Raw genomic sequence first — 26,296 nt, 5'->3', positions numbered from 1 at the left:
TGTACCATGCATTATGATGTGTTTAATGGCGATGCTGACGGCATTATTGCCTTACTCCAGTTACGCTTAGCTGCGCCTAAAGAATCGAGATTAATTACCGGCGTTAAGCGAGATATTAGCCTGCTTAAACGCGTTGATGTTAGTAAAGCATCAACGGTAACAGTATTAGACATCTCTTTAGAAAAAAATAATCAAGCGCTGCAAGCACTGCTCGATAACCAAGTTGATGTTTTTTATGTTGATCACCATAGAACGGGCGATATTCCAAAATCAACTAAACTAACGACATTACTTAATACTGATGCGAATACGTGTACCAGTTTATTAGTTAATGACTTTTTAAAAGGGCAATATACTAACTGGGCAATAGCTGCTGCTTTTGGCGATAATATGCACGCTAGTGCCAGCCATTTAGCGCAGAAAGTTGGTTTGTCAATGCGGGAGCAAGAACAGCTCAATGAACTAGGTACGTACATTAATTATAATGGTTATGGGCAAGAATTAAGTGATTTGCACTTTCATCCCGCAGAGCTCTACCAGTTGTTATTACAATATCCCGACCCTTTTATCTTAATTAATGAAAGAGATTCTGTTTTTAGTCAGCTCAAAATGGCCTATTTAGCCGATATGGCTAAAGCGCGTACTGCAGAGGTTTTGAGTGATAATGAGGTGGTTAAAACCATCATGCTTGAAGATGCAGCGTGGTCTCGTAGAGTCAGTGGTGTTTATGGCAATGACTTAGCGAATCAAGCACCAGATAAAGCACATATTGTTGTTACGCTCAACCCAAATGAAATTGATCAACCATCGACAAGTGATGGTCAAACTGAGCAAAGTTATACCTTAAGTTTACGGGCTCCGTTAAATAATAAACAAGGTGCTGGTGATATTTGTGCCCAGTTTCCAACAGGGGGCGGCAGGGCGGCAGCGGCTGGCATCAATGTTCTCCCTAAGAGCCAATTAGCAAAATTTATCAAGCACGTTGAACATTATTACCGTGCTTAGATAATACCCTATTTCTGTGAGCCTACATTTAAGCATAGAAATTAGTACCAAAGTCAAAAACTAAGCGCTAAAATAGTTAACATCAAGTTGGACTGTTTTAGTGGTAATTAGTGATCTAATTGAAAAAACTATTTCAGTAAATTATCGAAAAAGTAGGGATATCATGAGTTTATTAATCACGGGTGGTACTGGTTATATTGGCAGTCATACTGTTGTTGAATTATTGCAAAGTAACAATGAGCAAGGTATTGTAATTGTTGATAATTTATCTAATTCGTCAACTAAAGTTCTTGAACGTATTGAGCGAATAACCAATAAAACTGTTACCTTTATTAAAGCTGACGTTTGTGATGAAAATGCGCTAGAGCAAGTCTTTGAACAACATAATATCGAAGCGGTCGTACACTTTGCCGGACTGAAAGCAGTGGGTGAGTCTAATGAAATTCCATTAGCGTATTATCAAAATAATGTAACAGGTACGATTACGTTATTGCGAGTTATGGCGAAACATCAGGTTAAGAATCTAGTGTTTAGTTCATCGGCAACGGTTTATGGCAATAATGTCTCACCATTGAATGAAACGATGGCGACTTCAGCGACAAATCCTTATGGCCAGACAAAATTGATGGTTGAGCACGTCCTTTTTGATTTAGCCAAAAGTGATGCGTCTTGGTCGATTGCGTGTTTACGTTACTTTAACCCTATTGGCGCTCATCAATCAGGCCTAATAGGTGAAAACCCTAACGGCATTCCGAATAATTTATTACCTTATGTAGCACAAGTGGCAGTTGGCCGCTTAGCGCAGTTGCAAGTGTTTGGTGATGATTATGATACCCAAGATGGTACCGGAGTCCGTGACTACATACATGTGGTTGACTTAGCGCAAGGCCATGTCAAAGCGTTAGAGAGTCTAGGTCATGCAAAAGGCACGGTTCAAGGTTGTCAGGCGATTAACTTGGGAACAGGCAACGGTACTTCAGTGTTAGAGATAGTAAATACCTTTAAAGACATCAGTAAACAAGATATTCCGTATCAAATAGTACCTCGTAGAGCGGGTGATTTAGCTACTGTTTATGCTGATGCAACGTTAGCAAATGAATTATTAGATTGGCAGGCTAAATACGATTTAACCGCGATGATCCAAGATACCTGGCGCTGGCAGTCTGAAAACCCAAATGGTTTTTAATAACAAATAAAAGTTTACGTATTGACTGACATAATAAGTATTAACCAAGACCAATGGCTCACACCATAGGTCTTTTTTTTGCCTTTTTAATGGGCACTTTTATTCGCGGGAGCCTTTTTTAGGGGAAGTAAATATAGCAGGTAGCAACAGCTAAAAAGTAATCCACCTATTGCACCCCATAAATGTGCGTCAATTGCGACATTAGCGTCAATTAGTGTCGATACTTGTTCGTTTGCTCCAAAAAATTGTTCGTGTGCAATTTTTAGACAAAGCCCAATAAATAATAAATAGCCTGTTTTATCTTTGTGCCGAATGTCCATGATGGCACCAAAAACGAAAATACCATGTAAAACACCTGACAGCCCAACATATTGACGAATTTCAGGTGAAAAATAAAACATTCCTGCACTACAAATTAACGCTGATATGATAAAGAGCAAACTATAGCTTTTTACAGTGTAAAAATGACCGTGTAAAGCCCATAAAAGCACTAACGCGGCTAGGTTTAATAAGAGATGAACACCATTAGTATGGAAAAAGTGTCCAGTGAATGTACGCCATAATTCACCTTGGCTAATTAATTGGTGTTGATAAACGAAAAGATCGCTAATCGCATCATCGAAGAAATAGGCAATAATTGCCAGCATAGCGATGATAGTAACAAGTATGCAGTGTTGTTTTTTTAGCGGAAGGTTTTTTAAGGATAATGTCATGTGTTTAAGTATTTTTGATTAAATAGAAATTTTACAAAGTAACAGGTATTTAATGATTGTTTATGAGTAATAGCTTCAAAAGTATTTATAAATCATTAATAAAGTATACAATGGCTGCTTCATTCATTGTGCTTTATTTTACTACTCTATGTCACGAATACTTTGCCCTAGTTGTCTGCGACCTAAAAAAGCGTGTATTTGTTCTTTTAGTGCAGATATTGCGAATAATATTCACCTTGTTGTACTACAACATCCCAGTGAAGTATCTCAGACAAAAGGTACTGTGGCTTTGTTAGCCAAATCATTACAATCTTGCGACGTTATTGTCGGTGAGGACTTTGATAAAGAAGCTCGTTTCTTACAAATGATGCAGCAATATCAGCTCGTTTTACTTTATCCCGGTGAGAAAGCGCAAACACTTGATCAACATGTTGTCACGCAATTGACTCGTCTTGATAAAACTAAACTTGATGCTAAACCGCTTTGTTTAGTTATCCTTGATGGAACATGGAAAAAAGCATATCGCATGTTTATGTTATCCACTAAATTACAACAGTTACCGCAAGTCTGTTTACCTGATGAGTTAGCAAATGCGGGTCAATACCTGATTCGAAAAGTAGCTAAAAAAAATGCTTTATCTAGTTTAGAAGCAAGTTGTTATGCTTTAGCATTGCTCGAACAGGATTATGCCTCAAAAGAACTGGCTAATAATACTTCACCGATTACCCCACAACATGCGGGTAAATACCAGCCACTACTTGAGAAATTTCAACAATTTAACCAGTTCCAATTATCTTTTAGACCTGCAAAAAAATCCCTTAAGGAAACTTGATGATTCAGCGTTCATTTTTATTACGACTTTCTACATTTGCATTGATTGTGACCCATCTTTTTACCAGTCAAACTGCTCTGGCTAAACGTGAAATTCGTGAGCCTGAAGCGGCAACGGGATTTAATCAAAAGAAAGCCGTATCTGCTAAAGAATATATGGTGGTAGCTGCCAATCCTTATGCAAGTAAAGCCGGATTAGCCATGCTTGAAAAAGGGGGAAGTGCTGTTGATGCTGCTATTGCTGCTCAACTCGTGCTTAGCTTAGTAGAGCCGCAATCATCAGGCCTTGGTGGCGGTACCTTTATGTTGCATTGGCATAATGAAAGCCAGAAACTAACAACTTTTGATGGCAGAGAAACTGCGCCAAAAAATGCGACCAGTGAATTGTTTTTAGATAAAAATGGCAAGCCACTAAGGTGGTCTGAAGCCGTTGTTGGCGGTAAATCTGTTGGTGTGCCAGGCCTACTCGCAGCGCTTGATAAAGCGCATAAGCAGTTCGGTGTCTTGCCTTGGCAAGTGTTATTTCAACCAGCAATAGCATTAGCGGAAGATGGTTTTATTGTCTCACAACGCTTAGAAAAATTACTGGGGATGAATTTCAATCCTGGCATTCATCTGTTACCGGAGATTAAAAGTTATTTTTCACCCAATGGTATCGGTATAAAAGCGGGTGATACTTTAAAGAATCCTAAATTGGCTAAAGCTTTAAAAAGTATTGCTAAAGACGGTGTTGCAGTGTTTTATCAAGGATGGATAGCAAAAAAAATTGTTGAAAAGGTGCAAAAATCAGTCATTTCACCAGGGTTATTAAGCCTAGATGATATGATAAATTACCAAGCAATAGAACGTGCATCTGTCTGTGGCCCTTACCATCAATATAAGGTATGTGGTATGGCACCGCCGAGCTCGGGTGGTATCAGCGTTATTCAAATACTAGCACAATTACAAACATTCGAACTTGCCCAGTATCCGCCTAATTCTCTACATGCGATACACCTATTAACGCAAAGTTCACGATTGGCCTTTGCTGATAGAAATAAATATATTGCCGACAGTGATTTCGTTAGTGTACCTGTTCAAGGGTTGATAGCAAAAGACTACCTAGCTAAACGTGCTGCGTTAATTAATGAAAAAAGAGATATGGGTAAAGCTGAAGCAGGTAAGCCAGAAAAGAGTGTAGAATTAGCGAATGATAACGCTATTGAAAGACCATCAACCACTCACTTGGTCGTCGTTGATAAACAAGGTAATGCTATTTCGATGACCAGCAGTATTGAGAATGGTTTTGGCTCAGCGCTAATGGTGCAAGGCTTCATTTTAAATAATCAATTAACTGACTTTTCTCTGGCGCCTAAACGAAATGGAATTTGGGTCGCTAATCGAGTAGAGCCGTTAAAAAGACCCCGTAGCTCTATGGCACCAATGATGGTGTTTAATGAAGATAATTCATTACGTTTGATTCTTGGTGCACCGGGTGGCAGTCGTATCATTAATTATGTTGCGCAAACCATTATTGGCGTCCTTGATTGGCAGCTGAATGTACAGCAGGCTATTAATTTGCCCAAAGTAACTAACCGAAATTTCGTCACTACGTTGGAGGTAGATACTGATGTTGCTAAACTAAAACCAGCGCTTGAAGCGAGAGGGCATACTGTGAAAGTTAGAGGGTTAAATAGTGGCTTACACGCAATTGAAGTGACTAATACTGGGCTCGTAGGCGGCGCAGATCCACGTCGAGAAGGGCTAGTGTTAGGACGCTAAATGGTTATCAACTCACTCTACTTGTAAGCCCTGAGTTAGCTATCATCAAGTAGAGTGGCTATAAGCGAAGGTTAAGTACAAAATTCCAATCAGAAATAATAATTCACTCATCATCAATCATGGTTCTATAGTTCATCTCCTATTTACTCTTTCGGAGCCTAGGGCTAATAAGCAATAAAGTTATTGCTTTATCGCTGTCCAGTAGTCAAGAATATTTTTGGTGTGATAATTGCTTAACTCCAATTATTAGTAGTCCCGCTAATACTGACTAAATACCGACAAAATGTTGGCAGGAGTGTAAAGTAGTGACCTCGAAAAAACTTCCGTATATCGTACAAGTGTTATGTGTTTTTATTGCTATGCTGGCAAGCAATAGCTACGCATTAGAAAGCTCAGTGCAACTGCATAAAGTTGATCAAGATAAAAGTTATGGTTATAGCCTCTCCATTGGCGATGAATTCTTTAATCAAAAAGCGTTTAATTGGCAGGTTAGTTATAACCGCTTTGAACAGGTGGAAATTAGTGACTTAGATGAAACAAGTGAAGTGTGGGACAAAGCAGGTTTTGATTTCACCTTACAAACGGTCGATTTATCGTTAGGTTATCGTTATTACCCTAAGTCTTATAATAAATTTATCACTAGCCTTATGCTTGAATTTCAATTGGGTGCATCGATCAACCTTAGTGAAAATAAACTCATTCCAGATCCTGAACTTAATTTAGATGATGTTTACTTTGCAGAGCAAGGAGATATCAATCCTGTGTTGTCTATTTCTCTTCAAAAAAGTTTTACCAAAAACTCTGCTATGCACATAGGTGTCAAACATTACCCTAGCTATTCTGATTTTGGCAGCATCAGTACGGTATTTATCGGTTTTAATTATCGTTTTGGTCGCCAAATTGGCTACTAACGTTAATTATTCAAGTTAGATGTAGATTGGCCGTTATAAAGAAAGCTTGCAAACGGATTGTTGCAATAAAAATTTTTCTACCCCTATATTCTTTTGTGTCTTATAGCTTTGCATAAGTTATGGGACACAACTATCTGGTGTTGATTCCAGATAATACTCTCCGTGGAGAAACGTGTGTTGAAGTATAAAATACGTCGCTTTAAATTGTTAAGCATACTTACCCTTGTCATCAGTACCAGTGCTTTTGCTGTAGATACTGATGGTGATGGCTATGATGATGCCGTCGATTTTTTTCCAGGTGATCCACTTGAATGGATTGATACCGATCGGGACGGTATAGGTAATAATAGCGACAACGATATTGATGGCGATGGTTTAATTAATAGCGTTGATAATAATGATGATGGTGATTTGGCCATTGATATTTATGATCCCCTACCAAAAGATCCCAGTGAATGGCTAGATACTGATAATGATGGCTTAGGTAACAATACCGATACCGATGACGATAACGATGGTGTTCCTGATCTTCTTGATGTATTTCCACTTAACTTGCAAGAAAGTTTGGACTCTGATCTTGATGGCATAGGTAACAATGCTGATGCTGATGATGATGGCGACGGTGTTCTTGATGTTTATGATCAGTTTCCGTTAGACCCACTTGAGACAATAGATACAGACCTTGATGGCATTGGTAATAATGCTGATATTGATGATGATGGTGATGGTGTCAATGATGGCAGTGATGCTTTCCCGTTAGATTTTAATGTTAATGCTGATCTTGACGGTGATGGCATGGGTAATGCGCAAGATCCTGATATTGATAATGATGGCATTGAGAATACCCTTGATGTTTTTCCTTACGATAATACTGAATGGTATGACACGGATGGTGATGGCATTGGTAATAATACTGATACTGATGATGATGGTGACGGTCTTGCTGATATCTCTGATGATTTGCCCCTAGATGCATCAGAAACAATCGATACTGATAATGATGGTATAGGTAATAATGCTGATGATGATGATGACGGTGATGGAGTTCAAGATGGAGTCGATGCGTGTCCTTTAGATCCGTTAGAGCGTCTCGATACCGATGGTGATGGTATTTGTGATGGACCAGATACAGATGCTGATGGCGATGGAGAATTGGATGTCACCGATGTCTTTCCTTTAGATGCCACAGAGCAATTCGATTTAGATGGTGATGGCTTTGGCGATAATAGTGATGCCGATATTGATGGCGATGGCATTGCTAACGGCGCTGATGCTTTTCCTTTAGATTTAAATGAATATGTAGACACTGACGGTGATGGTATTGGCAATAATGCTGACACAGATGATGATGGTGATATGGCTATAGGCGGTTTACCTGATGCGACAGATGCCTTTCCGTTAGATGGGACTGAATGGCAAGATACTGATGGCGATGGGTTAGGGAACAGGTTTGCTGATAGTGATGATGATGATGATGGTATTGCTGATGCGATAGATGCTTTTCCGCTTGATTTACTTGAAGATCGAGATAGCGATGGCGATGGTACTGGTAATGTAGCAGATACTGATGATGACAATGATGGTGTCCTTGATGGGCTCGATGCCTTTCCGTTTGACCCCTTAGAATCAGTTGATAATGATGGTGATGGTGTTGGTGATAATGCAGACTCAGATGATGATACCCATAATGTCACCCTTGTTGGTGATGGCTACCCTGATAGTATTGATGCTTTTCCACTTAACCCTGCAGAATGGCTTGATACTGATGGTGATTTAACGGGCAATAATGCCGATACCGATGATGATGGTGATGGTGTTTTAGATGGCGATGACAGTTATCCGTTAAATGCTAATGAGCAATACGACAGTGATGGCGATGGCATTGGTGATAATGCCGACAGTGATGATGATAACGACGGTTTTTCTGATGCAGTCGATGCTTTTGATAATGACCCACTGGAATGGTTTGATACTGACAGAGATGGTACAGGTAATAACACTGATAATGATGATGATGGTGATGGTCGTCTTGATAGTCTTGATTTATTCCCTCTTGATGCAACAGAATGGCTAGATGCTGATAATGATGGTTTAGGTGATAATGCTGATAGCGATGATGACAATGATGGTATCAGAGATATCGAAGATGCCTTTCCTAATAACCCAGTTGAAGCGTTTGATTCTGATGGTGATGGCTTAGGTAATGTTTTTGACAGTGATGATGATAATGATGGTGTCTCAGACTTTCAAGATCAACTGCCGTTAGATGCCACTGAGCAGTTTGACACCGATGGTGATTTAATTGGCAATAATGCCGATTTAGACGATGACGGCGATGGCATGAGTGATGAATTCGAATTATTGCATAATTTTGACCCACTTAATGTCGATGATGGACTGCTAGATACCGATTTTGATGGGGTTAACAATGCAGCAGAAGCGTTAGCGGGCACTCATCCTCTGCGTGATGATTACGCGCCTATTATTACCCCGCCGCAAGCGGTGCACATCAATGCTGATCATACTTTTACGCAATTAACTTTACAGCGGTTAATCGAATTAACCCGTATTAGCGTAAGTGATGGACTTGATGGCACAAACTGTTGTGGTTTAACGGCACTTGGCTTTGAGACAGGGGCTAAAAATGTTAGTTCAGGTTTGATCCCAATATTATGGCGAGCAGTCGATAATGCCGGTAATCTTTCCAATGTTTCGCAAGTGCTAAATATTCACCCGTTAGTGAACTTCTCCTCTGCACAAGTTGTTGCTGAAGGTGGGGTTGCTCGAGTTGAAGTGGTTTTATCAGGTGAAGCGCCGGCTTATCCCGTGACATTACCACTGACAATCACAGGTACTGTCGATAATGCGGATTACACTATTGCCGATAACAAGGTTGTAATCACACAGGGCACAGCAGGGTTTATTGATATCAAGGTGAATAATGATTTTCAAGTAGAGGGTGATGAACAACTCATACTTAGTTTTGAACAAGGGGTCAATGCGGGTGTTCATGCTGAGCATATCATCACAGTGACTGAAGGTAATGTAGCGCCAACTATTAATTTAGCAATTTGGCAAAAGGGCATACAAGTGCCTAGTGTTGCTATGAATGATGGTGAAGTGACAGTTGTTTTGGACATTGAAGATTCGAATGTTCAAGATACCCATCAAATTGATTGGCAAATCCCCGACTACTTAAATGCAGTGCTTTCAACCGATAAATTACAATTTGTCTTTGCAGTAGATAGTTTAAGTGTGCCAGAAGAAAACAAAGGTCTGATTAATCTTAGTGTCACGGTAACAGATAGCGGTAATAGCACCAATAGTGGCACCGCAGAGTTGTCACAAACTAAACAGCTTTCTATCGCTTTATTGGCAACTCAAAGAACATTACGTGGTTTAGATAGTGACAGAGACGGCATCAGTGATTTGATTGAAGGGTATAGTGATGAGGACGCAGATGGATTACCCGCATACATGGATAATTCAACCATCCCGTACGTACAGCCATTACACATTGATGCTTCATTAGTGAAGTTAGTAGAAACAGAGCCAGGCTTACAATTAAAACTAGGTAAGTTTGCGCGACTGCAAAGCTCTGATGGTATAGCACTTACACTACAAGAAATCTTAGCAACAGGTTTAGTTGAGCAAGATAACCTAGAGAATACCATGGGCTATTTTGATTTTGAAATACATGATATTGCACCTTTTGGTCGTTCAGTTGCCATTGTACTGCCTTTATCTGACGCGATAGTTGAATACTCTGTCTACCGTAAGGTAAATGCGGAAAATCAATGGGTTGATTTTGTCGAAGACAGTAATAATGCCATTTTTACCAGTGCAGCTGTTAACGGTGTTTGCCCAGCACCGCATAGTGAGCTATACCAAGCAGGTCTTAATGTAGGAGATACCTGTTTAAAATTATTCATTGAAGATGGTGGTGCCAATGATCTTGATGGTATTGCAAACGGTGTTATTGATGATCCTGGTGGCATAGCTGTAGTTGACAACAGTACCATTTCACTTGACGTTACCCCTGAAAAATCAAGCAGTGGTAGTTTGTCAGTTTTTGCTTTGCTTGCACTATTTTTGTTGTACGTATCTCGAACAATGCGCTCAAAATATTTGGCTAAAGAATAGTATGAAGAAAACTTGAAGGTGAATTAACACAAAATATTTATCTAGGCCCTCATGATGAGGGCCTTTTTATTTTGATATCATGACAATGGCTAATTAGGGATCACAGAGGATAACATGTAATAATTTAACCAATTTACAGGTAGATTATCGATAAATCATGTTTTTGGTTGAATCCTTGGCATATTCTTGCTCAAATGGCGCCCCAGAGTCATAAATAATTAACATTGGTTACTTAGTTCGCATGTTTCCTCAATACATCGATGGATTTACAGTGTATTGCAACAGATAACCTAGACATAATAAGCAACAGTCACATAAATGAAATATTCCCGCGTCTTTATTAATAGCTTAGCGTATGAATTGGCCCCTGAAGTGGTAACCAGTACAGAGCTTGAATCTCGTTTGACCCCGTTATATCAAAAGTTTCGTATACCTATGGGGCAACTCACTGCGTTAACTGGGATTGAAGAACGCCGTTGGTGGCCATCTGATCATATTCTTTCAGATGGTGCTATTGTTGCTGCCGAAAAAGCGATGAATGAAACAGGCATCGCAGCGGCAGATATTGGCGCCGTTGTTTATACCGGGGTTTGTCGTGACCAGCATGAACCCGCTACCGCTTGTCGAATTGCCGCTAAACTTGGTGTATTAAAAGATACTGCAATTTATGATATTAGTAATGCCTGCTTAGGTGTGCTTTCTGGCATTTTAGATATTGCTAATCGAATTGAACTTGGACAAATTAAAGCTGGCCTTGTTGTATCGTGTGAATCTGCACGTCATATTGTTGATGTCACTATTGATGACATGCTCGCTGACCCAAGCATGCAAAATTATGCGCGCTCTCTTGCAACATTAACGGGAGGCTCGGGTGCTGTTGCCGTACTACTTACTGATGGAAGTTTAGATCTAGACGGTGATCGTAATCATCAATTATTAGGGGCTAGTCACTTATCAGCCCCCGAGCATAACAATTTATGTCAATGGGGTTTAAAAGAAGTGGGTCCACAGCTGTTCCGCGAGTTTATGCGTACTGATGCTGTAAGTTTACTTAAAGAAGGTGTTTCTTTAGCTAAAGATACTTGGGAACACTTTCTAGAACAACGCGAGTGGGTTGAAGAGCAAGTTGATAAAGTTATTTGTCATCAAGTCGGTGCAGCTAATCAAAAACAAGTGTTGTCTGCGTTGAATATACCTGCCGCTAAAGAATTTCCTACCTTTCAACGTTTAGGTAACATGGGCACAGTTTCGTTACCTGTTACCGCTGCAATGGCTCATGATCAAGGTTTTTTACAAAAAGGCGATAATGTTAGCTTTTTAGGGATAGGCAGTGGTTTAAATTGCATGATGTTGGGGCTTAAGTGGTAACTATGTCTGATACAATGCCAAAAAGTATGTTAGAAAATAAATTAACAAAACTCTTCCCGTTTACACGTAACTATATCAACCGTAATGGTCATCAATACCATTTTGTTAATGAAGGGCAGGGCTCTCCTGTTGTAATGGTTCATGGCAACCCAAGTTGGTCTTTTTATTACCGTAATCTAGTTAAGCAACTGAGCAAGAATCATCAATGTATCGTGCCAGATCATATTGGTTGTGGTTTGTCTGATAAACCCGATGATGACGGTTATGATTATACTTTAGCGAATCGAATAGATGACTTAGAAGCATTACTTGATCATTTAAACGTAAAAGAAAAAATTACCTTAGTCGTACATGATTGGGGCGGCATGATTGGTATGGGGTATGCTGCGCGTTATCCTGAACGTATCAAACGTCTGGTTATTTTAAATACCGGCGCTTTTCATTTACCTAAAGCTAAAAAATTACCACCAGCGTTATGGTTAGGTCGTAATACCCTTTTAGGGGCTACATTGGTGAGAGGGTTTAATGCCTTTTCAAGTGTCGCTTCATATATTGGTGTAAAGCGAAAACCCATGTCGAAAGAAATACGAGAAGCTTACGTAGCGCCTTTTAATTCATGGACAAACCGCATTTCAACATTACGTTTTATTCAAGATATTCCCTTAAAAGTTGGCGATAAAAATTATCAGTTAGTTACTGAAATTGCAGGCAGTTTAGCGCAGTTTAAGAAAATCCCTATGCTAATTTGTTGGGGTCTAAAAGATTTCGTTTTTGATAAGCACTTTCTTGATGAATGGCAACACCGTTTTCCTGAAGCACAAGTTCATGCGTTTGATGATTGTGGCCATTACATTTTAGAAGACGCGAGCGATGAAGTGGTTCCGTTAATAGGTAACTTCTTAAAGACGAGCGAAGACAAATTAGCGTAGAACTAATCTAGTAGGACTTATTTAATAGGTAAAGTGTAAATGACAGAGACCATGGATAAGTCCAATCAAGCTAATTTATGTCGCCATCTCGCACATGCAGCAATAGCAACGCCCAACGCGTTAGCTGTTGCCGTACAAAAAGGCCAACGCGGCAAACTGACTTATCAAGAAATTGATTTTGTTACTCTACACCAACGTAGTGATGAAATTGCCTATGCGTTAACGGCTTATGGCTTAAAGTCAGGTATGAAAGCCGTGTTAATGGTAACGCCAAGCATTGATTTTTTTGCCTTAACATTTGCATTATTTAAAGCAGGCATTGTCCCTATTTTAGTGGACCCAGGAATGGGCGTTAAAAACCTTAAACAATGTTTCTCTGAATCAGCTCCCGATGCCTTTATCGGTATTCCTAAAGCGCATATTGCCAGACTGTTATTTGGTTGGGGCAAGTCCAGCATTAAAAAACTATTAACAGTGACTGACGCTAATTCGGGCGCTGGCGCAAATGTATTCGCCTCGCTTATAGGTGGTATGAGTTTAACCAAGTTACTGACTCGCTATCCAATAAAAAATGCCGCTAAAACAAAGCAACAAAAGTCTTTTGAAATGGTAAAGCTTAGTGATGATGCGATGTCAGCTATTCTATTTACCAGCGGCAGTACAGGAACACCAAAGGGTGTAGTCTACAGTCATAAAATGTTTGAAGCACAAATTACTGCGCTTAAAGATGATTATGCCATTACACCAGGCGAACGTGATTTAGCAACCTTTCCATTGTTTTCACTTTTTGGGCCAGCATTAGGCATGGCCTCGATTGTGCCTGAGATGGATGCAAGCAAACCGATAAAGGCGAACCCTGCTTTTATCTTTGCCGCCATTGAAAAATATCAATGCACTAACTTATTTGCAAACCCTGCATTGATAGAAGTATTAGGACAGGCGGGAGTGACTGATATTCCAGCTGATACTGAGTTAGATAATAAAACTGGCGTAAAGTTACGCAGTTTAAAAAGAGTCATTTCAGCTGGGGCACCCGCAACCCTGAGCTCAATAGCGCGATTTACTCAACTACTTAACGACGATGTTCCTGTGCTAACGTCTTATGGTGCTACTGAGTCGTTACCATTAACTAAAATAGCTAGCGCAGATTTACTGGCAACCAGCCATATAACCAATAATGGTGGCGGTATTTGTGTAGGTCATCCGGTGAACGGTGTTGAAATCAGTATTATTGCTATTAATGATAATGTCATTGAAACATGGCATGACCAGTTAGCCTTGCCGGCAAACACCATTGGTGAAATTGTTGTTAAGGGTGATATGGTTAGCCATCAATATTATAATCGTCCGTCGGCAACTGCGCAGGCGAAAATTCTTGCTGCAGATGGGGCATGCTCAACGAGTAATGATGTGCGTCACCGGATGGGGGATTTGGGTTACCTTGATGATGCAGGTGTGCTGTGGATGTGTGGTCGTAAAGCACACCGTGTTGAAACGGATAAAAAAACTTTATTTTCAATACCCTGCGAACGCATCTTTAATACCCATCAATCGGTAAAGCGCACCGCTTTAGTTGGAGTGAAAATTAACCATAAAAGTGTCCCCTTACTTTGTATTGAGCTAACGGATGAAGCTAAAAGAAATAAGAATTTTGATGAAGCAACACTTTTTTCAGCATTAAAAGTATCGGCACTCGCTCATAAACAAACATCGGCGATATCACACTTTTTGATTCATGATGATTTCCCTGTAGATATCCGCCATAACGCTAAGATTTTTCGTGAAAAGCTTGCCGTGTGGGCACAACAAGAACTTGACTAACTTACAGCATAATTAGAGCTCTACCATGATTGAACATTCGCAAAGTAGTGTTATCCCTACGCATTGCAAAGCCAACAGTACCGATGTAATCGCCCATTTTAATGAGGTTATACAAGCACCACTTAATGAGTTAGCCACGCAAGCTAATCATGTATTTGTTACTGGGGCTGGTGGCTTTTTGGGTAAAGCTATTTGTCGGTTATTACGCTTAGCAGGCATCAGAGTGACAGGTTTTGCACGGGGAAATTACCCTGAGCTTGAGCAGATGGGCGTTAAGATGGTGCAAGGGGATATCACCGATTATATTCGCCTTAAAGAGGCCATGAAAACATGCGATCTGGTTTTTCATGTAGCAGCGAAAGCAGGGGTTTGGGGTAGTAAAGAAGATTACTTTGAACCTAATGTTCAAGGAGCTAAGAATGTCATTCAAGCTTGTCAAGAACTCGAGATCACTCGCTTGGTGTATACCAGTACGCCCAGTGTCACATTTGCGGGTGTTGATGAAGCAGGCATTGATGAGTCAACATCCTATGCCCATACCTTTTTAAATTTCTACGGTGAGTCTAAAGCATTAGCAGAGCAATTGGTGTTAGCTGCCTCAAACCCTCCGAGGCAAGCCCATGGCCATGCTGAAGAGCCATCTCAAAACGTGAAAAGTGAGAAGGTTTTAAAAACAGTAGCGCTACGTCCACACTTAATTTGGGGACCAAATGATCCTCACTTAGTTCCTAGAGTATTAGAACGTGCCCGAGCTGGTAAGTTAAAACTTGTCGGCAACGAAGATAAGCTTGTTGATACTATTTTTGTTGATAACGCGGCATATGCGCACATATTAGCAGCCGTCGTTATAAACAGACCTGAAGCAATTTGTAGTGGTAAAGCCTATTTTATTAGCAATGATCAGCCTATTACGATGGCTGCTATGCTTAATAAAATTCTGCATTGTGTTGATTTACCGCCCGTCACTAAAAGAGTGCCTACTAGCGTTGCGTATGCTGTTGGTGCGACGTTGGAATGGTTCTATAAAACATTGAATATCAAGCACGAGCCGGTAATGACACGCTTTGTAGCTAGACAACTCTCAACTTGCCACTACTTTGATATTAGTGCTGCCAAAAAAGATTTAGGCTACACACCGCTGATATCAATTGAAGAAGGCATGAAACAACTTAAACTTTCATTGGAAGTTAGTAACTAATTAGACTTCAGCCCTTGTCGTGGTTTTTTTGAAGCATACCTATGGAATTAAAATGAGTAAAATTTACCATCATCCTGTTCAAATATATTATGAAGATACTGACCATTCTGGCGTGGTGTATCATCCTAATTTTCTCAAGTATTTTGAACGGGCCCGTGAGCACGTGATTGACAGTGATAGATTGGCAACATTATGGCAAGAAAAGGGACTAGGGTTTGCTGTCTATAAAGCCAACTTAACCTTTCAAGATGGCGTTGAGTTTGCTGAAATTTGTGATGTGCGTACCAGCTACCAGTTTGAGGGTAAATATAAAACGTTGTGGCGGCAAGAGTTATGGCGACCCAATGCAAGTAAACCAGCGGTGATTGGCGATATTGAAATGGTTTGTCTAGATAAACAAAAGCGTTTACAACCTATACCAGATGAGATTCTTGCTCCCTTAACGGCTGGCTAATTAACTTGGTTGAATTCATGGGCGTTTAAGATGAGCTACTCATAAGTAGTAGCTCAATTCTATTTATAAACCACCAGCCAAGTCTAAATAATTACCGGTAGAAAAAGAGGATTTCTCGCTCGCCAGCCAGTAAATAGCCTCAGCCACTTCTTCGGGTTGTCCACCTCTTTGTAATGGAATAATATCTTTTAATCGTTCAATACGTTCAGGCTCGCCGCCATCGGCATGCATATCGGTGTAGATTAATCCTGGGCGAACACAGTTAACACGTATGCCTTCTGCAGCGACCTCAAGTGATAACCCCTTAGTTAAGGTGTCTATTGCTCCTTTTGACGCAGCATAATCGATATACTCGTTGGGTGAGCCAGAGCGAGCAGCGCCAGAAGATACATTAACAATAACGCCGCCTAACCCTCTGTGGCGAGTAGACATACGTTTAACTGCTTCACGACAGCATAAAAAATAGCTCGTCACGTTAGTCGTTAGTATCGAATTTATGCGTTCGGCTGTCATCTCTTCTAATCGAGATTGTTTTTTCAAAATGCCAGCATTATTAACTAACACAGTGACTGTGCCCAAGGCTTTGTCTACGGTAGAAAACAGGCGCTCTACATCGCTTTCGCAGGAGACGTCGGCTTGTACGGTAATGCATTGACCACCATCCTCACTAATTGATTTAGCGAGTTGCTTCGCTGATTTTTCATCTGACTTGTAGTTAATACAAACGGCATAGCCTTGACGAGAAAAAAGTCTTGCGGTTGCCGCGCCAATACCACGACCTGCACCAGTAATGATTGCTACATTTAGATTGCTCATTTTATATCAATTACCACTCTCGCCATTGCTCTGTAACATCACCAATAAATTCGATATTGGCAGCAGATATGACTTGTTGAATGAACTGACAAATATCTTCACTTTGTCCTTTTTCTATTAAACAGTCACCACACTGGTGATTTAACGAGTTTAGAGACAGAACTAGCGATTCAATATGTTCTTTTGCACTGTCTATTGTTTGTACTTCAGCTTCCATCACTGACATAAACTCTAGCAGACTAGTGATACAGAGAGTCACATCTTCTGCGCTATATACCGTCTCGTTTTCATCTTCACCTTCAATAAAATCTAGCATGTCGTACTGAATAACTTTAAGTAAATTTTTCATCTAATTCTCTTTGTTGCTCATCGTAAACCCTCGCAAATAATTCTCATGTTGCATTAACTTTTTAGACTTACACCTGCGGCCTCTATTACCGTTTTTGCTTCAGCGCGTTCAATAATTTTCAATAACGTTGTTTGTATGGTTTCATCTCGTCTTGCATCACCTTTACTGGAGAATGTTTGTTCTTGAACAGGCGCGCCTTCTTCTTGGATAAAACTTATGACTACTTGGCTTGCACAATTGATTGACTCGCCAAAATACGTCAGTGATATTTGTGGATAACCTTGAAATCCTTTTTTGACTCTCTTTGCTATACGTTTAGTTGATTTATCTAAATTCATAATAGGTACTCAGAAAATATTACGATTCATTAAGAGGTTACTGATGTAGACTAAAGCACATGTTATATGAAGTTAGCCAAATTGTGCCATTTTATATGAATTAATTACTACACGCCCTTATTTTTGGATAAGAAGGCACCTTTCGGTTTCAAAGGCACTAAATGAGAAGATATTTAGCGGCAATATTTTAATCAGCAACCTGTTTAGTTATAGGAAAAGTATTATAATCGCCATAAGATTTTATGAAAATATAAAGAAAGGCAAATCATGAATACAAAAATATATAAACATGTACATTCTTTGGCTAAAGACTTAATGCAGGCAGTGCATAGAAAAAATCAAAGTCGTTTTGATGAGTGTTACGCCGAATTAAAGCAAGTATGTGAAGATAATGAAAACACGGATAAAGACCATCCGGTACAATGGGAAACACTTGCTGACTTTACTGAGGACCTTGAGTTAGCCATTGATATTTATGGCAAAGCATTAGTTAAAGCTGAAGCGATTAATTCAAAAGATTTCCTTTCATCAATCGCCTTTGCAATTGCGTCATTGCAAGTAGAGTTAGGTGATAAAGCAAGTGCTATTGAACATTTAAAAAATGCCAAAATCAATAGTAATAAAATTGCGGACAAAGAGTTAAAAGCAGAAATCTCTGCCTTATTAGAAGAGTTAGGTGGAGATGAAGAGATTGAAGAAGTAGCAGAAGTTGTTGAAGTAACAAAGAAATTGAAAGGGTGGAAAGATTTGCAGTAGTTAAATTATAAAGCTGCTTGGCTTTACTAACTTACTATAAGTTGCGTTAAGCCCTACCTCATTTGAAGCAGAGCTATAACATCACGTTTTAATTATGAAGTTAAAAACCAAAATAAACAAAGCGGTGATAGGATGCTTTTATTATGCTTGAAGTGCGATAGCAGCCATTTTCATGGTACTTTCAAATGACTCTGCACCAGCGATAAATAAACCATTATGGCAAAACATAGCATCATCAATGCCCGTAACTTCTTTAAGTGCATCATCAGATAAACCAGCCCACTGCATAGGTAGTGGCTTCCTGTCTTCAAATGAACCTGGTTCAACAGGTACCGTTTGAATTCTCCATTGGCCCGTAGGTGACGGGTATATCATGTATAATGCTTCTGCAGATAAGGCATGGACAGTTCTTTTCCACGGAATATACTTTTCAAGTACGATGACTCTAGGATCTTCTGCTTCATCGATAGCTTTCGCGACAAGGTCTTTTGCGCTAATGCCACCGCTCGCAGAAGCAATAAATCGCGTTAATACGCGTGATGCAAAATCAACGGCTTCTTCGAAACAAGTGTCAAAATGACTGTCTTCTTGCCACGTTGGGTTAAACATTGAAATAGTTTGACTAAGGCTGATGCCTTGCGGAACTCCTTCTACATGACCACAATCAATAGCATCAATTGTTGATACTAAACCAGCATCAACACTGTCAGCAACCTCTTGATTATTTTGGCATATTTTTAGACCATATTTTTTCCAAATCAAACCAAATGAAGAGTAAGGAATGCCATTTTCACGCTCACCAGCACCGCCACGTTGATGATGGTCAAATCGGCCTGCATCAGCATCATATTCTCCCCCTACATCTATTACAATGTCGGCTTTGCTGATAACGTCTAAATCACGAGTACGTATCAGCTTAAAAGAAGGAAAGATGTTCTTAAGTGCTGCGATGCTAAAAACATCATCTGCATGAAAACTACCATTATGAGTTGCTATTACTTTATCGGTCATTTGTTACTTATCATGTTAGAAGGGGATAATAAGGGGAGTTCGTTAACTGTTATAGTTTGAACTTCCCCCATTTGAAATTTCTTAGTTTTAATAATTTTATCGAGTAAAAATTATAGAGCAGGATTCTATACGAAGCGCGCTAACAAAAACAGCTGATTTTTGATAACAAAACAATCGTCATAGTATGGCAATACATGTGCTACCACTTGTTTTCTAAGGTCGGTTTAACGACACATAGTGAGATGTATGGCTATAACCATCGCCTCCCATTTTACCAACAGAGTCAATTAATGCTTGGTTGATGCCTTCATCACTGTAAAGGTCATCTCTTACATACACAGATTTTACATCTAACAAAATAATGCTTCCGCCTGCCGGTAAATCTCCGATAGAGATGACTTTTCTTAAGGTACATTCGTATCGAATCGGTGATTCAGCAACTGAAAAAGCATCGACCTTACAACTTGTACTTTGCTTAACCTTTGCTAGGTCAAACTCACTTTCATCAATCGCAATGCTAGTACTGGTGATGTTCATCTTTTCTAATAAAGTGGAATTAACAATGTTAACTACACATTCGCCGGTTTCTCGCAAATTTTGCAAGGTATCCTTATCAATGCCATTTCGTTGCGTCACCTGTGTGTAGAGAAGTACAGGAGGGTTACAGCTAGCCACCGTAAAAAACGAGTAGGGTGCGAGATTATCTACGCCAGCTTTTGAGCGAGTACTTATCCAAGCTATGGGCCTTGGGGTTACACCGCCATTTAATAAGCGATATTTTTCTTGAACCGCGAGTTCTGACATATCAAAGTTCATCGGTTATCCATTATTTAAAAATATTTCGTGCTCATAAGACCATCAAGACACAATTAAAATTCACTTAGTTCTGTTTTAGGCGAGATTTTGACTGTAGTGCAGAGCAAGTGACTCTGCACATAGCGCTTTATTGGAATAATAAATAAAGTCCAATAATCAAAGCAAAATACATCATCAAAGAAAAAGTACTGCCAACAACATTTAATAGCGTTGAGATGCCATAAAATTTAAAACTCAATACGCCAGAAAGTGCTTTAGGCCTAGATTGCAGTGAATGAAAGTATTTATATTCGGTTAACTTGTCTGCCAATGATTGGTCGCGTTTAATCTCATTATCAATTGTTTTGTCATAAGCAAAGGCAACAAAATAAAACAAAACTAAAAAGACTAATATGGATTGCATAACTAAATTTCCTGATTGATAAAAAGCCCATATAAGGGCAATGCTTCTATTGATTCATTGTTGGTGAATTTATTGAGGTGAGGTTAAGTAGTCAAGATTATTCAACCTGATCTTACCTAATTCAACTGATGTTTAACTACGTATTATACCGATTTTTTATAAGCCATCGATAGCCATTCAATTACCTCTGCATCAATATCAGCAATAGTATGAAGCTGTATTCTATGTGTGCACATAGCACCAAAGGGACCTGAGTTTTCTAGACGGCCTTGAACGTCGATATCTTTTAACTTTAAGCCTAAATCAATTCTTGTTTTGGTAGCAGGTTTTATTAAGGCAAATTGCTTTTTTCTAATAAGACTAACACTGGCTTTTTTCGGGGTTATAACTACATCAGAGCCAAATTGTTCGATGGTAGAAATCAATAGGTTATAAATTGGCTTAAGTAACTCTTTGCCCTTATATTGGTTTACCACAAGATCTTCAGACGTTTCATTTTGCTCTTTTGATAAGGTAACTATTGTATTGGCAAATCCATGGGTTACCCCATATTCAGTTTTTAAAAACTTCACTGCGATTGAATGTTTCTCAATGTTTTCTTTATGCAATATGTGAAGCCATTCTTTAAGGTTTTTACCTGTTTTTTCAGGCATATTATTAATCATTGTTTGCAGTGCTTTATCCATACATTCACCTTTACTTAAATATTTCCGCTGTCTAATGGACTCATTTACGTTAAGTTGAGTAATAAATCCACCGGCTTGGTATTATACCAAAACTTGTCGTGTATTCTTAATGTAGTAATGAACCTGTTGTTCAACTTTCGAGTCAATCATATCTTCTGGTCGACAACCATTGGGACAGGGCATATTCGGGGTTGTTCCAAATACGCGGCAAATCAACGGACGCTCCTCGTATACCTCGCAGCCATTAGGTCCAAGATGCACGCAGTTATATTGATCTAATGCAGCTTCATGTTCAGCAATGGTTTTTACGGGCAGACGTGACATTTCTTCTGAAGACGTTGTTACCGGTCCGCAACAATCATGACAACCTGGCGTACATTTAAATGTTGGAATACGGTCTCGTAGTCGATCGACTATTTCGCTATTATTTTTCATTATGACCTAACTTCATACTGTTCGTGACAATGATTACTGTATATTTTATGTTTTAGAAATGGCTCTCTCAATAAAGCACGCAAGTAACGCGTTAATTACTTTTAAACCTCTTTTATTCTTGCAACCACAAAGAGTGAGTCATCTTCCTCAAATTCTTGATAACTTAACGTAGAAACTACGTCGTATGATTGAGAAATAATACTAATAAGTTCGTCTGGGTTATAGTAAGTAAATAACAAACCATTCATTTCTTCATCTGTATCACCGAGCCAGAATGAGTGGGCTATAAGGCCTTTAGAGGTTAAGATTGATGCTTGTTGAAAAAGTGACGCTTTTAATTCTTCTCTTGTTAAATGGTGCAATACTTTATTTGAGTAGATACAGTCATATAGCTCATTTACTTCAAGTTTTTGTACATTGAGTTTCAAAAAAGGCACGTCAGGATGCTTTGCTTTGCATACGTTCAAAAAGGCGTCTGATAAATCTGAGCCTGTTATGGAATACACTCTCTTTAAATACTCAATGTCTAGCCCCCCTCCAGAGCCTAATTCAAGTAATGATGACTTAACTGGCAGTGATTTACTCAGAAGTTGATAGATATTATTTCCATCATATCCTTTACACATTTGAATATATTTTTTGACATTTTCGGGGTCATCATAATAATTAATATTGCCTCCTCTGCCTTACAGCATAATATCCTCATTAATAAGCGAGTGATCTTATCGCATCTGACACCGATACAAAGTGAATCTTAGCGAGGCAAAGAGTTGCCTTTTGAAACTCATGCGCCCTTAGCAAACTCGTCACTTCATCCACAGTGAATACACGCTCTGTAGGGAGCAACTTCAGGTTCTGTGAAGTTGCTTGTATTAAGTAACTATTTCCCCGTGAATCTATAACATTGTCGGTATCACTTAAGAGTACCTCGTGACATTCAACAATAAAATCTGCTTGAGAAGGTAAGTAAATAAGCTCATCATCGCCATCAAGTTTTAGCATGCAAGGCCATGTAATCATAAAGTTACCTTTAAAAACATAATACTGAAGTAAAACAGCTCATCAATAAAACCTTTCCCGTTGTTAAATACAATGCGACATGACCAATTACTATTTGTTATGACTTGTGGCTACCATCACACAAGGGTTGTGATGCTGTTTGTTTACAGCCACAAAAATACACTTGTGTAGACTCTGTCGCCGTAAACCTCACCGGTGAGAATTCAGAGCCTTTATGAGAGCCATCACAAAATGGTTGTTTCTGGCTTTTACCACAAGAGCACCAAGAATATTTTTTACCTTTTTCAACCGCTACTGCAAAAGGTGTATCAGACGCACGTACAGGTTTAGCCATGATAAGTCTCCTTACGTTAATAATAGGTAAGGTCTAAACAATGGCAAACTATTTTTAGTTTTTTGATTACTTTGTGAGTTACTTTATCGTCGACTATATAAAGCACCTGTGAAATGCAAAGCGATTAAAAAATAAATAGCACTTTCTAAATAGAGGTGAATCTGATTTGCTTGGTTAAAGATAAATAGTCTAGTTTCGCCAAGGGAGAAAGAAATAATATTTAAAATCGAAAGAGGGTGTTCATAGTTTGTCACCATTAAAAAACCGGATACCATTAATGAAAACAAAACCAAATACATTGAAAAATGCACAAGGTTGACAATGTTTTTGTGCATTAGGCTGTTAAATGTTGTTTTACGAGATTCAGCTAGAAAGAACTTTGACCAAACAATTCTTGAAAATATGAGCAGTAATACTAAAGCCCCCATGATGAAATGGACCTCTATCGCATCTTGCTTATGCTCAATAGCCCCCTTAATCCTATAGTCGGTATTATGAATTTGAGAGCCCATAACTAATAACATAAATAAAATGAGAAGAGAGCATGACCAATGCAACACTCTATCAATTACATAAGATTTTTTATCCGATATCACAGCAACTCCTTGTTATGCGACATAATTATTTAATAATTTTTGCTAAAATCTAAGGCGTAGGTTCAGGTTATTGTTGGGGCCAAATTATCGTATTTCTTTTACTGCTTTTTTTCTAATCTAGTCAGTAACAAACGTATTATAAATACGATTAAAAATACACCAAAATAAAAGATAAACATTAATTCATGGAATATGAAGGTAGTTATGAACTCTTTGGTGAAAAATAAACCTATTGAGCCGCCGTCATTGAGTTCAAATCCTAATTCGATGCAAAAAATCAATACCGTTAGGGGAACAATAAAATACAGAGCATATTTAATAGAAACGATAAATAGCTTGTAATAGTTATTCCCTTTTGTTGTGCCCAATTATTTAAATTCCTTACGATATAAAGATGATTAAATGTCCATCTTCTAACGGGGTATAAATCCAAGAGCAATCAGCTAGCTGTTGGTTGCCCTATTTAGCCGTGTGTTAAGTTTCTTGTATGTAAATTATCACGCCTACAGTATTGCTTTTAGCTTGGACTGAATGATGAAGTACGAGTCGATATCAGTACTTATATTGATATCTAACAGCTGAATTTATGTAAAAGCGTTAGTCGATAACCAGAGGTTTCTAACAAACGTTGCTACTGTTGCTTCAAGATTATCATTTCTTTTGCAACAAGTGCAGCTGAAGGCAAAAACATTGTTGAAATAATACGTTGATCGGTAACCACTGCGTGTTTATCTTTAAGTGTTTTCTTATTCTGAGCGATAGCACCATTCTTGTTAAGTTGACTTTCGATAAGAAAAGGCAATAGCGTACCTTGTTTAGCCCACGACTTAGACTCTTCAGTGGAGTTAGGAAATCCAGCTATTTTTTTTCCTTTTACCAAAAACTCACCGTTAGAGAGTGATACGTTGACTATGCCTGCAGAGCCATGACCACCAACACCTATGACACCACCTGTTTCATATATACTTCTGATAATAGCGTGGATCTTTTGGTTATCAGCAACATCAAACATCACACCATAACCACCGCCAATGAATACGGCCCAATAGTTATTTGGATTAATTTGAGAAGGGGAGATTGAACTGTTTGCTTTTTCTAAGAACCCTTCATGTTTGATGGTGTAGCTGCTGATACCTAAAGGATCCATCATAAACTGAACTTCTCCACCTTTAGGTGAGACAAAGTCAACTTCAAAGCCGTGGCTAACAAAAATGTGGTAAGGGGGCGCAAACTCCCATAAATTATTTCTGGCGTCATGCTTTTCAGGATCTCCCATATCTATCATGTTAGATGCTACGATTAGTACTTTCTTGCTAGGCTCTGCTAGCGCATTGATGGCAAGTAAGGCGGTAATGAATAAAATAGTGGCTAAAAGTTTCATGATCTTCCTTTTCAGATAGTTAAAATCAATATTTAGAGACAAAAAGTAACTAAAAGGTTTAAATACAAAATAAAGTTAGGCAATTTACGCTTTGTTAAGGGAGAAATTATTGCTGGCTAGATTAAAAAGAGATTAAGCAGGTTGTTAGTCGAACCACATAGGTTTGTTGTGAATTAAGTGCTATTGAAAAGCTAAACGATAAAATACCATTGTTATAAAGCCAATGATGGCCATACCCAAAAACTCTACTAATAATGATAGCCTTAAAGGTGCGTTTTTCTGCTCTGAAATCTTATGTTTAGGAAAGTTGCCGACTGTTATTATACGTAAGAAACACCAACCAACACTCCAGCCAATTGTTTGAACAGATAAATCCCAAGCAAGCCAAAGTATGCCTCGAAAGATGTAAAAGAATAATCGTAATAGGGGACGAGCAGCTTCAGTAACAACTTCTTCCATGATGAATGTCCTGTTCATATTATTGTTATATTTACTTTTTACTTGCGTCATTTATATGCTTTTTCAATGCTTTTACTTGCGTATCACAAGATTTTTTCTGTTCACCCACCATAGCAGAACATTTTTTACTAGACTCAGGTTGGTCTATTACATAAGCAACAATTTCAGCAATGCAATATGCATCGGCTTTACCACAGCCTGGCTCATAATAACTTGGCGCAGAACTTGAAGTACAACCACAAAGAATTAAAGTTAAAAATATAAATCGAGTTTTAATACATGACATAGGTATTAACGCCTATACAGTTTTAGTTTGATTTTTTGTTAGCGATGTTTGAACCGAGCTACCTAAATGTTTTATTTTTTATTTGGTGATGCAGAGTACAACCAGCCAAAAACCTTAGAAAATAGATAAAATAATAGACTAAAAACAGTAAAGTTAACTAATGTGCGTAATACTATGATGCCGATCGCTCAATACCATTCAAGCCGATCACTTTTTTGTCTGCCAGTAGACCTCAGTAAAATCTAACTTGAGTGATCGGCATCAGTCAAGGAATTTAGTTTTTTTCGCAT

Annotated in this window: 27 protein-coding genes and 1 pseudogene; 12 read left to right on the top strand and 16 right to left on the bottom strand. The window is 38.8% G+C overall.

Annotated elements, in window-relative coordinates:
• Window positions 1-6: 6 nt before the first annotated feature.
• Both ND2E_RS15000 and galE read left to right on the top strand, forming a co-directional pair.
• Window positions 7-1,005: a hypothetical protein gene (locus tag ND2E_RS15000; RefSeq protein ID WP_033093061.1), complete on the top strand. Its 999-nt coding sequence runs from the start codon at window positions 7-9 to the stop codon at window positions 1,003-1,005.
• 163 nt (window positions 1,006-1,168) lie between these two features.
• Window positions 1,169-2,191 carry a UDP-glucose 4-epimerase GalE gene (galE, locus tag ND2E_RS15005; protein ID WP_033093060.1) on the top strand — a complete coding sequence of 341 codons (1,023 nt, stop codon included), beginning with the start codon at window positions 1,169-1,171 and terminating at the stop codon, window positions 2,189-2,191.
• Between the two features lie 86 nt (window positions 2,192-2,277).
• Here the strand turns inward: galE and rrtA are convergent, their stop codons facing one another.
• Window positions 2,278-2,904 carry a rhombosortase gene (gene rrtA / locus ND2E_RS15010; protein WP_033093059.1) on the bottom strand — a complete coding sequence of 209 codons (627 nt, stop codon included), beginning with the start codon at window positions 2,902-2,904 and terminating at the stop codon, window positions 2,278-2,280.
• A 148-nt stretch (window positions 2,905-3,052) separates the two neighbouring features.
• Here rrtA and ND2E_RS15015 point away from each other — a divergent pair, with 148 nt between their 5' ends.
• The 9 genes from ND2E_RS15015 (at window position 3,053) to ND2E_RS15055 (ending at window position 16,320) form a co-directional block, all read left to right on the top strand.
• Window positions 3,053-3,736 (top strand): tRNA-uridine aminocarboxypropyltransferase, encoded by a 684-nt coding sequence (locus ND2E_RS15015; protein WP_033093058.1) that lies wholly within the window; start codon window positions 3,053-3,055, stop codon window positions 3,734-3,736.
• Window positions 3,736-5,496: a gamma-glutamyltransferase gene (gene ggt, locus ND2E_RS15020; protein ID WP_033093057.1), complete on the top strand. Its 1,761-nt coding sequence runs from the start codon at window positions 3,736-3,738 to the stop codon at window positions 5,494-5,496. Before ND2E_RS15015 ends, ggt begins: the two co-directional genes overlap by 1 nt.
• A gap of 305 nt (window positions 5,497-5,801) precedes the next feature.
• The gene (locus tag ND2E_RS15025; RefSeq protein ID WP_033093056.1) at window positions 5,802-6,407 is read left to right on the top strand and encodes a hypothetical protein; all 606 of its coding nucleotides are present in this window, start codon (window positions 5,802-5,804) and stop codon (window positions 6,405-6,407) included.
• 174 nt (window positions 6,408-6,581) lie between these two features.
• Window positions 6,582-10,550 (top strand): thrombospondin type 3 repeat-containing protein, encoded by a 3,969-nt coding sequence (locus ND2E_RS15030; RefSeq protein ID WP_033093055.1) that lies wholly within the window; start codon window positions 6,582-6,584, stop codon window positions 10,548-10,550.
• Window positions 10,551-10,868: 318 nt separating this feature from the next.
• Entirely contained in the window at window positions 10,869-11,918 is a 1,050-nt protein-coding gene (locus ND2E_RS15035; RefSeq protein WP_033093054.1) for a 3-oxoacyl-ACP synthase III, read from the top strand.
• Window positions 11,919-11,920: 2 nt separating this feature from the next.
• A complete protein-coding gene (locus ND2E_RS15040) occupies window positions 11,921-12,847 on the top strand; it encodes an alpha/beta fold hydrolase (RefSeq protein ID WP_081961991.1) in 927 nt (308 codons plus the stop codon).
• 39 nt (window positions 12,848-12,886) lie between these two features.
• On the top strand, window positions 12,887-14,668 hold the full coding sequence (oleC, locus tag ND2E_RS15045) for an olefin beta-lactone synthetase (RefSeq protein WP_033093053.1): 1,782 nt from the start codon (window positions 12,887-12,889) through the stop codon (window positions 14,666-14,668).
• A 25-nt stretch (window positions 14,669-14,693) separates the two neighbouring features.
• A complete protein-coding gene (oleD, locus tag ND2E_RS15050) occupies window positions 14,694-15,866 on the top strand; it encodes a 2-alkyl-3-oxoalkanoate reductase (protein ID WP_052056312.1) in 1,173 nt (390 codons plus the stop codon).
• A 52-nt stretch (window positions 15,867-15,918) separates the two neighbouring features.
• The gene (locus ND2E_RS15055; protein ID WP_033093052.1) at window positions 15,919-16,320 is read left to right on the top strand and encodes a thioesterase family protein; all 402 of its coding nucleotides are present in this window, start codon (window positions 15,919-15,921) and stop codon (window positions 16,318-16,320) included.
• 63 nt (window positions 16,321-16,383) lie between these two features.
• Here ND2E_RS15055 and ND2E_RS15060 read toward each other — a convergent pair whose 3' ends face one another.
• From ND2E_RS15060 to ND2E_RS15070, 3 genes are read right to left on the bottom strand one after another with little or no spacing between them, the layout of a single operon-like run.
• Window positions 16,384-17,136, bottom strand: coding sequence for an SDR family oxidoreductase (locus ND2E_RS15060; protein ID WP_033093051.1), 753 nt, complete (start codon window positions 17,134-17,136; stop codon window positions 16,384-16,386).
• 10 nt (window positions 17,137-17,146) lie between these two features.
• Window positions 17,147-17,485 (bottom strand): hypothetical protein, encoded by a 339-nt coding sequence (locus ND2E_RS15065; protein ID WP_033093050.1) that lies wholly within the window; start codon window positions 17,483-17,485, stop codon window positions 17,147-17,149.
• Between the two features lie 53 nt (window positions 17,486-17,538).
• Window positions 17,539-17,823, bottom strand: coding sequence for a hypothetical protein (locus ND2E_RS15070; RefSeq protein WP_033093049.1), 285 nt, complete (start codon window positions 17,821-17,823; stop codon window positions 17,539-17,541).
• A gap of 267 nt (window positions 17,824-18,090) precedes the next feature.
• On the opposite strand from ND2E_RS15070, the pseudogene ND2E_RS15075 reads away from it, so the two are divergent.
• A pseudogene (locus tag ND2E_RS15075) lies at window positions 18,091-18,510 on the top strand (tetratricopeptide repeat protein); the annotation flags it as partial.
• Window positions 18,511-18,720: 210 nt separating this feature from the next.
• On the opposite strand, the gene ND2E_RS15080 reads toward ND2E_RS15075, so the two are convergent.
• The 12 genes from ND2E_RS15080 to ND2E_RS15135 form a co-directional block, all read right to left on the bottom strand.
• Window positions 18,721-19,590 carry an MYG1 family protein gene (locus ND2E_RS15080; RefSeq protein ID WP_033093048.1) on the bottom strand — a complete coding sequence of 290 codons (870 nt, stop codon included), beginning with the start codon at window positions 19,588-19,590 and terminating at the stop codon, window positions 18,721-18,723.
• A 213-nt stretch (window positions 19,591-19,803) separates the two neighbouring features.
• Window positions 19,804-20,406: a flavin reductase family protein gene (locus ND2E_RS15085; protein WP_033093047.1), complete on the bottom strand. Its 603-nt coding sequence runs from the start codon at window positions 20,404-20,406 to the stop codon at window positions 19,804-19,806.
• Window positions 20,407-20,533: 127 nt separating this feature from the next.
• A complete protein-coding gene (locus tag ND2E_RS15090; RefSeq protein WP_033093046.1) occupies window positions 20,534-20,809 on the bottom strand; it encodes a hypothetical protein in 276 nt (91 codons plus the stop codon).
• Window positions 20,810-20,952: 143 nt separating this feature from the next.
• Window positions 20,953-21,495 carry a DUF5655 domain-containing protein gene (locus ND2E_RS15095; protein WP_033093045.1) on the bottom strand — a complete coding sequence of 181 codons (543 nt, stop codon included), beginning with the start codon at window positions 21,493-21,495 and terminating at the stop codon, window positions 20,953-20,955.
• An 81-nt stretch (window positions 21,496-21,576) separates the two neighbouring features.
• On the bottom strand, window positions 21,577-21,930 hold the full coding sequence (locus ND2E_RS22640) for a YkgJ family cysteine cluster protein (RefSeq protein WP_081961990.1): 354 nt from the start codon (window positions 21,928-21,930) through the stop codon (window positions 21,577-21,579).
• Window positions 21,931-22,031: 101 nt separating this feature from the next.
• Window positions 22,032-22,556 (bottom strand): class I SAM-dependent methyltransferase, encoded by a 525-nt coding sequence (locus ND2E_RS15100; protein WP_052056309.1) that lies wholly within the window; start codon window positions 22,554-22,556, stop codon window positions 22,032-22,034.
• 79 nt (window positions 22,557-22,635) lie between these two features.
• Window positions 22,636-22,950: a DUF4144 domain-containing protein gene (locus tag ND2E_RS15105; protein WP_033093043.1), complete on the bottom strand. Its 315-nt coding sequence runs from the start codon at window positions 22,948-22,950 to the stop codon at window positions 22,636-22,638.
• 97 nt (window positions 22,951-23,047) lie between these two features.
• Window positions 23,048-23,284, bottom strand: coding sequence for a CDGSH iron-sulfur domain-containing protein (locus tag ND2E_RS15110; RefSeq protein WP_033093042.1), 237 nt, complete (start codon window positions 23,282-23,284; stop codon window positions 23,048-23,050).
• An 83-nt stretch (window positions 23,285-23,367) separates the two neighbouring features.
• Entirely contained in the window at window positions 23,368-23,880 is a 513-nt protein-coding gene (locus tag ND2E_RS15115; RefSeq protein WP_033093041.1) for a cytochrome b, read from the bottom strand.
• 631 nt (window positions 23,881-24,511) lie between these two features.
• The gene (locus ND2E_RS15125; protein ID WP_033093039.1) at window positions 24,512-25,261 is read right to left on the bottom strand and encodes a type 1 glutamine amidotransferase domain-containing protein; all 750 of its coding nucleotides are present in this window, start codon (window positions 25,259-25,261) and stop codon (window positions 24,512-24,514) included.
• A 180-nt stretch (window positions 25,262-25,441) separates the two neighbouring features.
• Window positions 25,442-25,771, bottom strand: coding sequence for a hypothetical protein (locus tag ND2E_RS15130; protein ID WP_150113722.1), 330 nt, complete (start codon window positions 25,769-25,771; stop codon window positions 25,442-25,444).
• On the bottom strand, window positions 25,752-26,006 hold the full coding sequence (locus ND2E_RS15135) for a hypothetical protein (protein WP_033093037.1): 255 nt from the start codon (window positions 26,004-26,006) through the stop codon (window positions 25,752-25,754). Before ND2E_RS15135 ends, ND2E_RS15130 begins: the two co-directional genes overlap by 20 nt.
• Between the last annotated feature and the right edge of the window lie 290 nt (window positions 26,007-26,296).

Source organism: Colwellia psychrerythraea, assembly GCF_000764225.1.
GTDB classification, from domain to species: Bacteria; Pseudomonadota; Gammaproteobacteria; order Enterobacterales; family Alteromonadaceae; genus Colwellia; species Colwellia psychrerythraea_D.
Note: the sequence above shows the minus strand (reverse complement) of the source record. Positions and strands in the feature narration are given on the sequence as shown.

Coding starts and splice junctions, on each gene's coding strand:
- ND2E_RS15095 (WP_033093045.1), bottom strand. CDS start 21,495: ATGGATAAAGCACTGCAAACAATGATTAATAATATGCCTGAAAAAACA.
- ND2E_RS15035 (WP_033093054.1), top strand. CDS start 10,869: ATGAAATATTCCCGCGTCTTTATTAATAGCTTAGCGTATGAATTGGCC.
- rrtA (WP_033093059.1), bottom strand. CDS start 2,904: ATGACATTATCCTTAAAAAACCTTCCGCTAAAAAAACAACACTGCATA.
- ND2E_RS15100 (WP_052056309.1), bottom strand. CDS start 22,556: ATGTGTAAAGGATATGATGGAAATAATATCTATCAACTTCTGAGTAAA.
- ND2E_RS15055 (WP_033093052.1), top strand. CDS start 15,919: ATGAGTAAAATTTACCATCATCCTGTTCAAATATATTATGAAGATACT.
- ND2E_RS15110 (WP_033093042.1), bottom strand. CDS start 23,284: ATGGCTAAACCTGTACGTGCGTCTGATACACCTTTTGCAGTAGCGGTT.
- ND2E_RS15015 (WP_033093058.1), top strand. CDS start 3,053: ATGTCACGAATACTTTGCCCTAGTTGTCTGCGACCTAAAAAAGCGTGT.
- ND2E_RS15060 (WP_033093051.1), bottom strand. CDS start 17,136: ATGAGCAATCTAAATGTAGCAATCATTACTGGTGCAGGTCGTGGTATT.
- ND2E_RS22640 (WP_081961990.1), bottom strand. CDS start 21,930: ATGAAAAATAATAGCGAAATAGTCGATCGACTACGAGACCGTATTCCA.
- ND2E_RS15040 (WP_081961991.1), top strand. CDS start 11,921: ATGTCTGATACAATGCCAAAAAGTATGTTAGAAAATAAATTAACAAAA.
- ND2E_RS15085 (WP_033093047.1), bottom strand. CDS start 20,406: ATGAACTTTGATATGTCAGAACTCGCGGTTCAAGAAAAATATCGCTTA.
- ND2E_RS15105 (WP_033093043.1), bottom strand. CDS start 22,950: ATGATTACATGGCCTTGCATGCTAAAACTTGATGGCGATGATGAGCTT.
- ND2E_RS15125 (WP_033093039.1), bottom strand. CDS start 25,261: ATGAAACTTTTAGCCACTATTTTATTCATTACCGCCTTACTTGCCATC.
- ND2E_RS15130 (WP_150113722.1), bottom strand. CDS start 25,771: ATGACGCAAGTAAAAAGTAAATATAACAATAATATGAACAGGACATTC.
- ND2E_RS15000 (WP_033093061.1), top strand. CDS start 7: ATGCATTATGATGTGTTTAATGGCGATGCTGACGGCATTATTGCCTTA.
- ND2E_RS15065 (WP_033093050.1), bottom strand. CDS start 17,485: ATGAAAAATTTACTTAAAGTTATTCAGTACGACATGCTAGATTTTATT.
- oleC (WP_033093053.1), top strand. CDS start 12,887: ATGACAGAGACCATGGATAAGTCCAATCAAGCTAATTTATGTCGCCAT.
- ND2E_RS15070 (WP_033093049.1), bottom strand. CDS start 17,823: ATGAATTTAGATAAATCAACTAAACGTATAGCAAAGAGAGTCAAAAAA.
- oleD (WP_052056312.1), top strand. CDS start 14,694: ATGATTGAACATTCGCAAAGTAGTGTTATCCCTACGCATTGCAAAGCC.
- ND2E_RS15090 (WP_033093046.1), bottom strand. CDS start 20,809: ATGCAATCCATATTAGTCTTTTTAGTTTTGTTTTATTTTGTTGCCTTT.
- ggt (WP_033093057.1), top strand. CDS start 3,736: ATGATTCAGCGTTCATTTTTATTACGACTTTCTACATTTGCATTGATT.
- ND2E_RS15135 (WP_033093037.1), bottom strand. CDS start 26,006: ATGTCATGTATTAAAACTCGATTTATATTTTTAACTTTAATTCTTTGT.
- ND2E_RS15080 (WP_033093048.1), bottom strand. CDS start 19,590: ATGACCGATAAAGTAATAGCAACTCATAATGGTAGTTTTCATGCAGAT.
- galE (WP_033093060.1), top strand. CDS start 1,169: ATGAGTTTATTAATCACGGGTGGTACTGGTTATATTGGCAGTCATACT.